The sequence below is a fragment of the Bifidobacterium callitrichos DSM 23973 genome, assembly GCF_000741175.1.
Taxonomy (GTDB): domain Bacteria; phylum Actinomycetota; class Actinomycetes; order Actinomycetales; family Bifidobacteriaceae; genus Bifidobacterium; species Bifidobacterium callitrichos.
Genome location: NZ_JGYS01000031.1, coordinates 1 through 12,948 on the forward strand (window position 1 = coordinate 1; position 12,948 = coordinate 12,948).

10 protein-coding genes and 3 pseudogenes are annotated in these 12,948 nt (G+C 67.1%); 7 read left to right on the forward strand and 6 right to left on the reverse strand.

Annotation, left to right across the window (positions count from 1 at the left end):
* Window positions 1-256, reverse strand: a pseudogene (locus BCAL_RS11795) (septum formation protein Maf); the annotation flags it as partial.
* A gap of 222 nt (window positions 257-478) precedes the next feature.
* Here BCAL_RS11795 and BCAL_RS11800 point away from each other — a divergent pair.
* The 5 genes from BCAL_RS11800 to BCAL_RS11820 all read left to right on the forward strand — a co-directional run bounded on the left by BCAL_RS11800 (window position 479) and on the right by BCAL_RS11820 (window position 5,840).
* Complete coding sequence (locus BCAL_RS11800; protein WP_052119132.1) at window positions 479-1,081, forward strand: RNA polymerase sigma factor; 603 nt, start codon at window positions 479-481, stop codon at window positions 1,079-1,081.
* Complete coding sequence (locus tag BCAL_RS11805; RefSeq protein ID WP_043165806.1) at window positions 1,065-2,042, forward strand: hypothetical protein; 978 nt, start codon at window positions 1,065-1,067, stop codon at window positions 2,040-2,042. The genes BCAL_RS11800 and BCAL_RS11805 overlap by 17 nt, the downstream gene beginning before the upstream one ends.
* 79 nt (window positions 2,043-2,121) lie before the next feature.
* The gene (locus tag BCAL_RS11810; RefSeq protein WP_043165809.1) at window positions 2,122-3,006 is read left to right on the forward strand and encodes an ATP-binding cassette domain-containing protein; all 885 of its coding nucleotides are present in this window, start codon (window positions 2,122-2,124) and stop codon (window positions 3,004-3,006) included.
* A gap of 1 nt (window position 3,007) precedes the next feature.
* Window positions 3,008-4,204 (forward strand): ABC transporter permease family protein, encoded by a 1,197-nt coding sequence (locus tag BCAL_RS11815; RefSeq protein WP_043165811.1) that lies wholly within the window; start codon window positions 3,008-3,010, stop codon window positions 4,202-4,204.
* A gap of 64 nt (window positions 4,205-4,268) precedes the next feature.
* A complete protein-coding gene (locus BCAL_RS11820; protein ID WP_043165813.1) occupies window positions 4,269-5,840 on the forward strand; it encodes a hypothetical protein in 1,572 nt (523 codons plus the stop codon).
* A 44-nt stretch (window positions 5,841-5,884) separates the two neighbouring features.
* Here the strand turns inward: BCAL_RS11820 and BCAL_RS14120 are convergent.
* From BCAL_RS14120 to BCAL_RS11830, 3 genes and pseudogenes are all read right to left on the reverse strand, one after another.
* A pseudogene (locus BCAL_RS14120) lies at window positions 5,885-6,175 on the reverse strand (homoserine kinase); the annotation flags it as partial.
* Window positions 6,176-6,264: 89 nt separating this feature from the next.
* Window positions 6,265-6,997 (reverse strand): annotated as a pseudogene (locus BCAL_RS11825) (homoserine kinase); the annotation flags it as partial.
* 13 nt (window positions 6,998-7,010) lie between these two features.
* Complete coding sequence (locus tag BCAL_RS11830) at window positions 7,011-8,327, reverse strand: homoserine dehydrogenase (protein WP_043165815.1); 1,317 nt, start codon at window positions 8,325-8,327, stop codon at window positions 7,011-7,013.
* 429 nt (window positions 8,328-8,756) lie between these two features.
* Between BCAL_RS11830 and nagE the strand changes: the two genes are divergently transcribed.
* Together nagE and BCAL_RS11840 are read left to right on the forward strand one after the other, a co-directional pair.
* Window positions 8,757-10,286, forward strand: coding sequence for an N-acetylglucosamine-specific PTS transporter subunit IIBC (nagE, locus tag BCAL_RS11835; RefSeq protein ID WP_043165816.1), 1,530 nt, complete (start codon window positions 8,757-8,759; stop codon window positions 10,284-10,286).
* Window positions 10,287-10,329: 43 nt separating this feature from the next.
* On the forward strand, window positions 10,330-10,848 hold the full coding sequence (locus tag BCAL_RS11840) for a PTS sugar transporter subunit IIA (protein ID WP_052119133.1): 519 nt from the start codon (window positions 10,330-10,332) through the stop codon (window positions 10,846-10,848).
* 129 nt (window positions 10,849-10,977) lie between these two features.
* On the opposite strand, the gene BCAL_RS11845 is transcribed toward BCAL_RS11840, so the two are convergent.
* Entirely contained in the window at window positions 10,978-12,573 is a 1,596-nt protein-coding gene (locus BCAL_RS11845) for a diaminopimelate decarboxylase family protein (protein WP_043165817.1), read from the reverse strand.
* A 19-nt stretch (window positions 12,574-12,592) separates the two neighbouring features.
* A partial coding sequence (locus BCAL_RS11850) for a DALR anticodon-binding domain-containing protein (protein WP_043260158.1) occupies window positions 12,593-12,948 on the reverse strand: 356 nt, incomplete at its 5' end.

The following is a 12,948-nucleotide window of genomic DNA, read 5'->3' on the forward strand; positions in this document are numbered from 1 at the left end:
CGCCGGTCGCGGCGGCGGCCGTCGCGGCGACCTCGCGGTAGGCGCGGTAGACGGCGTCGGCCTTCGCACCGGCGAGAACCGTCACACGCTGCCCGACGCTCAGATCATTGACCGTGACGCCGTGCTCGCGCGCGAAGTCCTCGAGCGCGGCCGGCTCGTCGACGTGCGAGACGCGGATCGTCGGGCAGACACCGGCCGAGTACAGCACGTCGCGGCGCGGGCGGGATTTGGAGGCCAGAATCACGGGAACGGACATACACCCTCCTGACGTAGGTTCACCGCACTACCAGCGGTTCATTCAGCGGTTCCACCAGCATTGTATGGATTGGCGCGGGCATTGTGTCCCGGACGCATCAACCGCCGACACAGCCGCCGACACAGCCATCACGACACGCCCGGGCGTGATTCGCCGCAACGATGTGCCGCCCACACACGTATATACCTGTGAACGCAACGATAAGAAGTCCGGGAGGCGACAATGGGCTGGTTCACGGCGCGACAGGACGACGCGACCAGTCGCGCCGCGATCGACCGCCGCCTGATTCGCGCGATCGTACGGCACGGCTCGCCCACCGCCGCCGACCAGCTGGTCCGCGCGTATTTCGACGACGTACTCGCCTTCATCTGGCGCATGACCGGTGACCGTGAGCGCGCGTTCGATCTGACTCAGGAGGCGATGATCGCCGCGTTGCGCTCGCTTGCCGGATACGACCCCGACAAGGCGTCGCTGCGCACATGGCTGTATGCCATCGCCTCGCACAAGGTGATCGATGCACGCCGCGCGAATCGAATCGTCATCACACCGCTGCCGTTGGATGAGGCATGTGACGGCGATGACCCGAACCGCGCCCGCGACCCGGCCGACGTCCAGACCGACGTCGACCTGCTCGCCCGCATCGACGCCTTCGTGGGCCGGTTCGATGCCGGCACGCAGGAGATCTTCCATCTGCATACGGCCGCGGACCTCACGTTCCCGCAGATCGCGCAGGCCCGTGGCGAACACACCGAGGCCGTGAAGGCCCGGTACTACCGACTGATTCAAGCGATTCGAAAGGAGTTCGGCGATGAACGCACGAACTGATCGCACTGATCGCCCAGATCGCACTACTGATCGCATCGGCCGCCAATCCTCATACCAGTCGGACGGCCGATCCGCCGACAACGGCCTCGACGCCGTGGAATCGCGCATCATGCGGGCGATGGCCACGCGGGCGAATGCACTGCGCACCGACGACGCCGACGCCGCCGGCCCGCCGATGCGGCGCGAGCGGGCAATCGCCGCCGTGGTCGAGGCGGGCGTGCCGAAGCACGTCACCTTGTGGTCGACGCTGGCCGAGGCTCGCGGTTCGCTACGGCTGCGCGACCTGTTCTTCGGCGCGTGGGATTGCGTGGCCGTCGCCCTCGTGATGACCGCGACCGTCTGGATGATTCCGCTGCTGCAACTGCTGACGAATGCCCAACGTGTGCTCGCCCATCCCGGCACCATCTACGCGATGGTGTTCCTGACCGCGCCGTTCCTGTACGGGGCCACGCATCTGCTCGTGCGGTTCAAGGAGCACGAAAGCCACACCGACGAGCTGCTGCGCACGATGCGCTGGTCGTTCACACGGCTGTGCGCGCTGCGCATGCTGGTGATGGGCGCGGCCGCGGCCACGCTCATCGTGGGCTATGCCGCGATCGTCGGCGCGGTGTACACGCAGCTTGGTCCCGTGGAAAGCGGTATCGACGGGGTTATTGTTCCGACCACGCGCCTGTCGATGGTCACGCTGCTCGGCGTGGCCTTCAGCGCACTGTTCGTGTTCGGCATCATCCAGCTCGCGGCGGATGCGCACATCCGCTGGCCCGGATCGATGCTCGTAGTGCCGCCCCTGTGGGTGACGTTGTGCGTGATACTGCTGGTCTGGAACGACTCCCTGGCGCCGCTGCTGTCCAACCTGCCGCCGATGGTCGCGCTGGTCACCGCCGTGGCGACGGGCGCGGCGTACTTCACGGCGATGGGACGATTCGCGGGATCGGAACCGGTCAGCGCGCAAATCGCGTAGAAACGCCTCTTCTTCCCCGACTCATACCCCTTTCTCTCCCGTCACCCCCACCGATTCCTCCTCCCGAAAGGACCCCGCAATGCTCACCGTTGACAATGTATCCAAGAAACTGTCCGGTAAAACCATCCTGCACGACATCACCCTTGAGTTCGACCATGGCGTCTATGGCCTGCTGGCACCGAACGGCGCGGGCAAGACCACGCTGATGAAGCTCCTGACCACGCTGCTGTTCCCCGATTCCGGCTCGATCCGGCTGGACGGCGAGGACATCGTGGTGCTCGGCGAGCGTTATCGCGGTCAGGTGGGGTATCTGCCGCAGGACTTCGGCTATTACCCCGGCTACACGCCCCGCCGGTTCCTGCGCTACATCGCCGCGTTGCAGGGCATGCCCCGACGCGGATCGGACGAGCGCATCAACGCGATACTCGCCATGGTGGGTCTCTCCGATGCCGCCGACAAGCGGATGCGCACGTTCTCAGGAGGCATGATCCAGCGCGTCGGCATCGCGCAGGCGCTCGTGCACGACCCGCGCATCCTGATCCTCGACGAGCCGACCGCAGGACTCGATCCGAAAGAGCGTGTGCGTTTCCGCAACATCATCCACTCGCTCGCCGCCGATCGCATCGTGATCCTCTCCACCCACATCGTCTCCGATCTGGAAACGATCGCAGGCCATATCGTCATGCTGCGCGACGGCACGGTGTACGCAAACGCCTCCCCCGCCGACCTCTGCGCGTCGCTGGAGGGCAGGATCTACGAGGTGCCGGCCGGCACGCCGCTCGCCGAAGACCAGCGTCTGCTGTCCGAGGTGCAATACGGCGGCGCGACAAGGCTGCGCATCTACTCGGAACGTCCCGTCGTCGGGGCCGCCGTCGGGGCCGCCGGCACGGCAGACCCTGCGGCAGGCCCGATCACAGTCGCGCCGAATCTCGAGGATGCATTCCTCGTCATCTACGGAGGTTGACATGGCCGTATCCCTTCATCCGCTGAGGTTCACCGGCGGCGAGCTCGCCAAGATCGCGCGGCTGCCACTCGTCTGGGCGGTCATCGTCCTGTGCGCGCTGGTGAATCTGCTGATGGCCGTGGCGGTACCGGCGAACACCGTCGCCCGCTACAACTATGCGAGCGCCGTCGCCGTGACCATCGGCGGAACGGTCGGCCCCGACTTCGACCGTGAGCTCACGCACGCCACCGCCGTCGATGCGCGGATTCCCGAGGAATCCACGATGACCGCGGACGAACTGCACCGGCAGCTGACCGCGGTCACGCACGGCGCCACGGACACGCTCGCCGCCTACAACGCGGCGCCCACGCGCGACGCGATGCTCGCGCAGGTCGCCGGCGACCCGGCGGCCACATGGCTGATGCGTCACAAATACGACGCCTACGCCGCACGCGTGACTCATCTGGCGGGCACCGGCGCGGCGTTGGATCTGGCGGCCGGCTCGGCCACCGATCCGACGCTGCACCATTGGGCGAACATGACCGGATACCTGTTCTTCGAAACGTGCGCGCTGGCCGTGCTGCTCATGGCGTTGGCGCTCGGCTACGAGCGCACGGCGGGCACCGAACAGCTCATGATGGCCACGCGCGTCGGACGGCGACTGGTCGCGCCGAAGATCGCGGCGGGTCTCATCGCCTCGACAATCATGTATCTGCTGCTCGTGGCGGCGATCGTCGTGCCGTATCTCATGGTGTTCGACGTGCGCGGCGTATGGGGTGCGAACGTGGCGAGCCAGTTCAACACGGTGTTCGGGCAGCGGCCGTTCGTCACATGGTGGGATCTGACCATCGGACAGTACCTATTCGTACGGCTGGCGCTGGGGCTGGCGATCACGCTGTGCTTCGCGCTGTTCACGGCGGTGCTCGGCCTGCTGGTGCGCAACACGCTCGCGGTGGCGGGATGCGTGGGCGTCACCGTGCTACTGGTCATCGGCGCGGTGGGCGCCGCGCATGCGACAGGATCGCCGTGGATCGCGTGGATCGGCGGGTTCAACCCGGTGGGCGTGCTGCTGCTGCGCGACCAGTGGTTCACCGAACTTGGTTTGGATGCGCCCACCGCCTTCTGGGAGACCGGCGTGACCGTCTGCTCGCTCGTGTATCTCACGGCCGCATTGGCTGCGGCACGGCGGGCGTTCGACCACAGGGATCTGGTCTCCTGAACCGCCAGCATCACCTGCAAGACCACACCTCGCAACACTCGCAACACTCGCAAAAGGAGTCATCATGACATTGTTCGCCGCGGAAATGCGCAAAATCTGGCGCCCGCTTCCCATACTGATCCTTCTCGCCGTGGGCGCGCTGTGGGCGTTCGTCGGCATCATGCCCGCCTATCAGGCCTTTACGGAAACCGAACGCAGCGTGGGCTTCACGGCTCTCGATCTGACCAGCGAGCGCCGGCTCATCAACCGCTACGGCCCGCTCACTGACCAGACCACCATCGAGAGGATGAAGGCCGACATCCCGCGTTTGGAGCGGCAGGCCACGCGCGACATCCAAGCGCACCCGGCCGAGGCGAAGACGCTCGGCATCACCGATTTCACAGGATACGAACGATGGTATGACTCAATCGCCGATGGGACGTTCTACCCCACAGACGCACCCAATACGCCTGTCGCCGGCAGGACCTCGACCGGGGCGCGCACGGCCGAAAGCGCGGCCATCGACGCCGCCAGACGGGCGAAGGACCCGACCGCGCACATGACCGAGGAGCAGCAACGCGCGATGAACGAGGCGGACCGCGTCATCACCCGGGATTCCGAGGCGTTGCAGGATCTGTACGGCATCTCCCTCATCATCGGGAGCTTCCCCATCACGCAGGCCGACGCGCAGCGCAATCTGACGAACTCGGTGGAGATGCTGCGTTCCACCGCCGACACCGACAAACCGGTCACGCCGTTGCAGCGGCAGTCCGCGCACGACTATCAGGCGGAGACGGCGAACGGCTGGGGTGGCGAGACCGCCGGCGGATGCGCCGCCATGGACGCCACCGGCGAAGGCTGCAATCCGGAGGACGCCTCGCTTGGCTCGCAGTCGTACCGTGTGCCCGGCACCATGCCGGGCGCCGTGACCGGGCGGCTGGCCCGTTACGCCGCGGAGCCCGGCCGGTCCAGCTACATCCAGTACTCCATCGTGGAGGACACATGGGCGTACGCCTTCACGGTCGCGGCCTTCGCGGTGATCGCCTCCGCCGCGCTCACCGTACCGGTGATGGTGCGTGACCGGGGCCGCCGCATGACCCAGCTGCAGTGGGCGTCACGTTCCGGACGGGCCGGACAGCGTGTGCGCGTGACGGCCGTGGCGGTCAGTTCGCTGATCATCGGCGTGGGTTCACTGGCCGCGTTCGGCGTGCCATTGGCGGTGATGCTGCGTGACTTCCTGACCGTACCTGTGCTGAACCTCAACTCGAACGCGTCCATCGCCGGCATCTCGTTCGAGATGCCCTTCGGCGTGCCGATCGTGCCGTGGGCGTACTGGACGTTCGGTCAATATCTGGCGATCATCGGCGCGACGATCGTGGCGCTGACCCTGGCCGTGACGATGCTGGGCGCATGGCTGTGCCGCTCCACGCGCTCGATCATCCGCATGCTGCTGGTGATGGTGCCGTTGCTGGCGCTGGTGTTGCTGCCGGCACGGATCATCTACTTCCCGAACATGTTCCTGATGGGCAATTGGCTGACGAACCGTCTCACCGTGCCCGGTCTTGAGGCATGGCTGCCGCTCGCCGCGCTGCTGTTGGCCGCGTTGGCGTGGGCCGTCTCGCTGCGACGGCTGCGCCAACGCGAACTGCTGCGGTGAACGGCGGCCTGACCACCGCCCATTCACTATCGCCGCTACCGACGCTATCGCCGTTCGATCTCGACGCCGGTGGTGTTGATCGGCAGATGCAGGGACTTCCAGTGGCCGGAGGCCAACTGGGAGGCGGCGACCTCGTCGATCGCGGCGCGGGCGTCGCCGTAGTGCAGCACGAGCACGCAAGGGCCGGCGCCGGAGACGGCGGCCGCGTAGCCCTTGGAGCGGAACAGCTCGATCAGCTCGGTCGACGGCGGCATCAGGCCTCCGCGGTACGGCTGGTGGAGACGGTCCTGCGTGGCGGTGAACAGCAGCGCGTTGGCCTGCGCGGCGGCCGTGGCGAACGCGGCCGGGCTGACGGCGGTCGCGGTGCCGGCGACGCCCGAGACACCCGAGACACCCGAGACACCCGCACCCAGCGACTCGGCCCCGCCCTGCGCCGCGGCCTGCGCGAGCACGACCGGGTTCATCGCGGCGGGCAGAAGCCCCACGCGCGAGACGTTGTAGACGGCGTCCTTGTGCAGGATCTCCTTGGGCAGCGCCTGACGCGCTTTCTCTGTAGACAGCTCGTAGTCGGGCACGAACACGGCCGCGGTGATCGCCGGATCGACCGGGTAGTTGATCGTGTGGAAGCCGCCGTGCAGCGGCTCGCTGCCGGGGATGGCGACCGAGCCGACGCCCTCGGCGGTCGTGAAGTCCCACGAGACGGTCAGTCCGCCGAACACGGCCGGCGCGACGTTGTCCGGGTGGCCTTCGATGACCGCGGCCATGTCGAAGATGGCCGGACGGTTGAGCTCGCCGGGCTGCGCGAACGCGGCCGCCGCCGCGATGCCGGCGACGATCGCCTCGGCGGACGAGCCCATGCCGCGCGCCTGCGGGATGTTGTTCGTCGCCTCGAGCGTGAAGCCGAGACGGCCGAGGCCGAGCGTGGCGCACGCACGGCGGAACGTGGAGACGACCAGATGCGTCTCGTCGCGCGGGAGCGTGTCCTCGCCCTCGCCGTGGATGGTCACGTGGGCGACGCCGTCGGACGGATCGTCGTTGAGGGTGAAGGTGAGCTCGTCGTGGTAGTCGAGCGCGAGGCCGACCGTGTCGAAGCCGGAGCCGAGGTTCGCGCTCGTCGCGGGAACGCGTACGTGGACGCTGTTGCAGATGGGGTTCATCGCGCGCCGTGCCTCAGTCCAGCACGCGCAGGATGGACGGCTGACCGGTGACGAAGTCGAGGGCCTGCACGGCCTTGACCGTCTCACGCAGCGTGACCTCGTCGGTCAGGTGCGTGACGAGGCGCAGCTGCTGGACCTCGCCGTCGTAGCCAGGAGCCTTGAGCGAGGGCTTCAGGTCCTGGTTGACGCCGTTGATCGACACGCCGTTCTTCGCGAACTCGGCGGCGATCGCCGCGAGCACGCCCGGCTTGTCGTGGATGAGGAATCGCACGGCGAACGCGGCCTTGGAGGCGTTGATCGGGGCCTTCTTCAGGTCCTTGTACAGCGGGATGGACGGGCCCGTGCAGCCCGCGGCGATGTGGCGGGCGACCGTCACGACGTCGCCGACGACGGCGGAGGCGGTCGGAGCGCCGCCGGCGCCGCGGCCGTAGAACATGAGGTCGTCGGCGGCCTCGGCCTTGACGAAGATCGCGTTGAAGGAGCCGTGTACGCTGGCGAGCGGATGGCTCTCGGAGATGAGCGCCGGGTAGACGCGTGCGGAGACGCCGGCCTCGCCGTTCTCGACGACGGCGAGCAGCTTGATGACCTTGTGCTCGGCGGTGGCGGCGGCGATGTCGTCGGCGGTGATCGCGGTGATGCCCTCGACGGACACGTCGTCGATGGTGACGGGCGTGTGGAAGCCGAGCGTGGCCATGATCGCGGCCTTGTTCGCCGCGTCGTAGCCCTCGATGTCGCCGGTCGGGTCGGCCTCGGCGTAGCCCTTGGCCTGCGCGTCCTTCAGGACGTCGTCGAACTGGAGGCCCTTGACGGTCATCTCGTCGAGGATGTAGTTGGTGGTGCCGTTGACGATGCCGAGCATGCTCGTCACCTTGTCGCCGACGAGGGATTCGCGAAGCGGGCGCAGGAACGGGATCGCGCCGCCCACGGCCGCCTCGAAGTAGATGTCGACGCCCTTGGCCTCGGCCGCGGCGTAGATCTCCGGACCGTACTTGGCCAGCAGGGCCTTGTTCGCGGTGACGACGGAGGCGCCGGACTCGATCGCGGCGAGCACGAACGTGCGGGCCACGGTGGTGCCGCCGATCAGCTCGATGACGATGTCGGAGCTCGTGGCCACACCCATCGTGTCCGTGGTGACGATCGACTGGTCGATCCACGGGAACTTCTCGGTCTCCTTCGGATCGAGGCAGGCCACGCCCGTCAGCTCGATCGGGCGGCCGATGCGGGCGGCGAGCTCGTCCTTCTGCTCGACGATGAGACGGGCGGTCTGGGAGCCCACGGTGCCGGCGCCCAGCAGGCCGACGCGGATGGGGGTTGCGTTATCGAAAGCCACTGTACGAATCCTCCTGAAAAATCTGCAATTGGCCCCATGGAACACGGGACCAACACCAGTATCGCATTCACATCACGGCGATGTCGGATGACTCCATCCTACGGAATCTTTCCGACACGCCGATTGACAACTTCCTTAACGAATATAGCCGTCGGCCGCGTCCGAACAAGCGCGAAGCGGAATCGAGACGGCCGTAGCCGTGCGGGATTTCAGGCATACGTATGCATCGCGGATTTCGGGGAGATTAACGCATAGTCTCTTAACGAAATAGTTGCGACGTATGTTGCGCATAGCGTACGATGGTCGCTGAAGCGATGCTGCGGTAACTTAACGCGGCGCCGGACCAACGACGGTACGTGCGCGGCGAGCGATGACGCAGAAGGAAGTACCACATCGCTCGAAACCCTCAAGAGGGAGGTATAAGGAAAAATGAAGGCATACGTTCAGCGGCTCGGCCGCGCGCTTATGCTGCCCGTCGCGTGTCTGCCTGCGGCAGCGCTCTTCCTGGGCATCGGATACTGGATCGACCCGAGCGGATGGGGCGGCAACAACGTCGTCTCCGCGTACCTGTGCAAGACCGGCTCGGCGATCCTCGACAACCTCGGTCTGCTCTTCGCGGTCGGCGTGGCCGTCGGCATGGCCCGCGAGCGCGACGGCGCCTCGGCCCTCTCCGGTCTCGTCGGCTTCATGACCGTCACGACGATCATGGGATCGGCCTCGATGTTCCTCGGCTTCGACGGCGAGAACCCGCCGGCGGCCTTCGCCGCGGGCGCCATCGGCAACAAGAACGTGTTCTTCGGCATCATGGTCGGCTGCGTGGCCGGCTCGCTGTACAACAAGTTCCACAAGACCAAGCTGCCCGACTTCCTAGCGTTCTTCTCCGGCCGCCGCTGCGTGCCGATTCTGACCGCAGCCCTGATGTCGGTTATCTCGCTGCTGCTGCTGTTCATCTGGCCGCTCATCTACAACGGCCTGGTCGCCTTCGGTGAGGCCATCATGGGCATGGGTGCGGTCGGCGCCGGCATCTACGCGTTCTTCAACCGTCTGCTCATCCCGACCGGTCTGCATCACGCGCTCAACAACGTGTTCTGGTTCAACCTCGCGGGCATCGACGACATCACCAAGTTCTGGAGCGGCACCGGTGGCCTCGACGGCAAGACCGCCGCTGTTCTGGCGACCGGCGGCTTCCACCCTTGGGGTCAGTACGTCACCGGCATGTACCAGGCCGGCTTCTTCCCGATCATGATGTTCGGTCTGCCGGCCGGCGCGTTCGCGATCTACCGCAACGCCAAGCCGCAGAACAGGAAGGCCGTGGGCTCCCTGATGCTCGCCGGAGGTCTCGCCGCGTTCCTCACCGGCGTGACCGAGCCGCTCGAGTTCTCCTTCATGTTCGCCGCGTTCCCGCTGTACGTGGTGCACGCGCTGCTGACCGCCCTGTCGGTGTTCATCGCGGCGGCGTTCCAGTGGATCGCCGGCTTCAACTTCTCCGCCGGCTTCATCGACTGGTTCCTCTCGCTCAACGTGCCGAGGGCCCATATGCCGTTCATGCTGATCGTGCAGGGTCTCGTGTTCGCGGTCATCTACTACTTCGTGTTCGACTTCATGATCAAGAAGTTCAACCTGAAGACCCCGGGCCGTGGCGATGACGACGAGTCCATCTCCTCCGCCGCGTTCGACGATGCGCCGGGTGCCGGTGCCGCCGTGAAGGGCGACAAGGACTCCGTGCTCGCCGCGAAGCTCTACGAGCTGCTCGGCGGCAAGGCCAACGTGGTCGACATCGAGAACTGCACCACCCGTCTGCGCATGGGCGTCAACGACACCTCCAAGGTGGATGTGGATGCGATCCGCAAGCTGGTGCCGGGCGTCAAGGTGCTCGACAAGAAGAACATCCAGGTCATCGTCGGCACGCAGGTGCAGGCCGTGTGCGATGCTATGACCGATATCCACCGGAAGGCGTGACGCCGCCGCGAGGCATCACGCACCCATATCAAGGAGGATCACCATGGGATTGTTCTCTGGACTGTTCCACAAGGACGAAGCCGAATCCAAGCCCGCCGAGTCGAAGACGCTCGCCATCGTCTCGCCGGCCGACGGCACCTACAAGCCGGTCGAGGAGGTGCCGGACGACACGTTCGCCGCGAAGATCCTCGGCGACGGCTTCGCCGTGGCGCCCACGTCGGGCACGATCGTCGCGCCGGTCTCCGGCACGGTGACGACCGTCGCCAACGCGAAGCACGCGGTCGGCATCACCACGCCGGGTGGCGTCGAGGTGCTCGTGCACATCGGCGTCGACACGGTCCAGCTCAACGGCGAGCCGTTCGACATGCTCGTCGCCGCAGGCCAGACCATCACCGCCGGCAAGCCGATCGAGCGCGTGGACCTCCAGGCCGTCAAGGACGCGGGCAAGCCCACCGACGTGATCGTCGTGTTCACCAACCCGGCCGCGATCGCCTCGCTCGACCTCGACGCCCCCGAAACCGTAGCCGCCGGCCAGCCCGTCGGCTCGATGACGGTGAAGTAGGGGCCGCCGCAAGGACGGAATCGCCCGTAGGCGAGAGATTTCCGGCCTGATATGACGAATCCGTCTCGCTGGGAGGCTTCCCGGCGAGACGGATTCGTCATATCGCGGCGTGGTCGGCTCGCTCAGACATCACTCGCTCACGTCGAGGGCGAGGAGGTCGTCGACGCTCTGGCGGCGCAGCATCAGATGCGCGCCGTCCTCGCATACGGCCACGACCGCGGGGATCAGCGCCTGATTGTAGTTGCTGGCCATCGTGCGGCCGTACGCGCCGGTGACGGGCACGGCGAGGATGTCGCCGCGATGCGTGTCGGCGGGCAGTCGCACCTCATGCACGACGATGTCGCCGGACTCGCAGTGCATGCCGACCACGCGGGCGAGCATCGTCTCGTCCGATCCGCGGCGGTTCGCGAGTCGGGCGGTGTAGTCGGCGCCGTACAGGGCCGGGCGGATGTTGTCGCTCATGCCGCCGTCGACGGAGACGTACACGCGCTCCGAGATCGGATTGCCGTCCCTGTCGGTCGGCTGCTTGCCGTCATGCGCGCCCAAGGTGACGGGCTTGACCGTACCGACGCGGTACAGGGTGACGCCGGCTGGGGCGACGATCCAGCGGCCCGGCTCGAAGCTGATCGCGGGCGCGGGCATGCCGAGCGCACGATTGACGGCCGCGACCGCATCGGCGAGACGCTTGAGCTCAACGCGCACGTCCATCGAATCCTCGCCGTCGGTGTACGCGACGGAGTAGCCGCCGCCCAGATCGACCTCGGGCAGCGTGTAGGCGTCGGTCGCGTAGAAGGTCTTGCGCAGGAGCATCATGCGCTTGGCGGCCTGGATGAACGCGTCGGCGTCATGGATGTTCGAGCCGATGTGCGAGTGGATGCCGACCAGTTCGAGCGTGTCGTCATGGGCGAGGATGTCCTTCAGGACCGCGAGCGCGGGGCCGTCGGCCACGATGCTCATCGCGGCGGCGAGCGCCCGGTCCTTCTCGGAGACCTCCTCGTGGCTCAGGTCGTACGGGTACTTGACGTCGTAGCGCAGCTGGCGCTCGTGGCCGGCAGGGGCCGTCTCCTCGGTCTCGGCGAGTCGCGCGTTGGTGGCGGCGGGAGTCACGTCGTCCAGGTCGTCGAGCACGGCGAGCGTGGACGTGTCCGCACCGGCGGGCAGGAACGGGACGCCGAACTTCTGGTCCTCGTGCGCGGTGGAGATGTACTCGTGGCCGCCCGCGTGGATGCCGGAGGTGACGCGCAGCATCACCTTGGCGCGTTTGCCGAGTCGCTTGGCGATCGCGGCGATGCGTTCCGGCTCGTCGGGCGAGTCGATGACGATCTTCGCGAAGCCCTGCTCGATGGCGAGTTCGATCTCCTCGTCGGACTTGTTGTTGCCGTGCAGCACGAGACGGCGGCCGGGGGCGCCGGCGGCGAGGGCGATGCGCATCTCCCCCATCGAGCAGGTGTCGACGAGCATGCCGGCGGAGGTGACGATGCGCACGATCTCCTTGGAGAGGAACGCCTTGCCGGCGAAGCTCACGTGCGTGGTGGACGTGGTGAACGCGTCGGCGGCGGCCTTGACGAAGGTCTTCGCGCGGTTCTCGACCTCGTCGGTGTCGATCAGGTAGAGCGGCGAGCCGAATTCGTCGAGCAGCGATTCGGCGGTGCGCCCGTGGAACAGGGCGGCGCCGGTCACGGGGTCGACGCTCGAGGCGGCCGGCCAGATGGGGGTGATGGGCATGATGCGATTCTCCTTACCCTTACATCTTCTCCGGCGCGGTGACGCCGAGCAGGTCGAGTCCGGAGGCGATCACGTCGCGCACGGCGTCGTTGAGCTTCAGGCGGGCGGCGGCGCGTGCCGGTTCCGGCGCCTTGGCGATGCGCAGGGCCTCACGGGTGGCCTCGTCGCCGCGCGATTCGAGGTCGGTCAGCTCCATCGGCACGACGCGTTCGACGTTGTACCACTTGTGGTATGCGGCGGCGAGGTCCTCGAGGTAGCGGGCGATGCGGTGCGGGGCGCGCTTGTCGCCGGCCTCCCTGATGACGGCCGGCCACTGGGCGAGCGCGGCGAGCACCTCGCCGTCGGCCTCGGTGTCGAGCAGGCCGAGATCGGAGC

Bases quoted from the DNA above. Each gene is read 5' to 3' on its own strand.
- BCAL_RS11800 (WP_052119132.1), top strand. From the start codon at position 479: ATGGGCTGGTTCACGGCGCGACAGGACGACGCGACCAGTCGCGCCGCG.
- BCAL_RS11805 (WP_043165806.1), top strand. From the start codon at position 1,065: ATGAACGCACGAACTGATCGCACTGATCGCCCAGATCGCACTACTGAT.
- BCAL_RS11810 (WP_043165809.1), top strand. From the start codon at position 2,122: ATGCTCACCGTTGACAATGTATCCAAGAAACTGTCCGGTAAAACCATC.
- BCAL_RS11815 (WP_043165811.1), top strand. From the start codon at position 3,008: ATGGCCGTATCCCTTCATCCGCTGAGGTTCACCGGCGGCGAGCTCGCC.
- BCAL_RS11820 (WP_043165813.1), top strand. From the start codon at position 4,269: ATGACATTGTTCGCCGCGGAAATGCGCAAAATCTGGCGCCCGCTTCCC.
- nagE (WP_043165816.1), top strand. From the start codon at position 8,757: ATGAAGGCATACGTTCAGCGGCTCGGCCGCGCGCTTATGCTGCCCGTC.
- BCAL_RS11840 (WP_052119133.1), top strand. From the start codon at position 10,330: ATGGGATTGTTCTCTGGACTGTTCCACAAGGACGAAGCCGAATCCAAG.
- BCAL_RS11845 (WP_043165817.1), bottom strand. From the start codon at position 12,573: ATGCCCATCACCCCCATCTGGCCGGCCGCCTCGAGCGTCGACCCCGTG.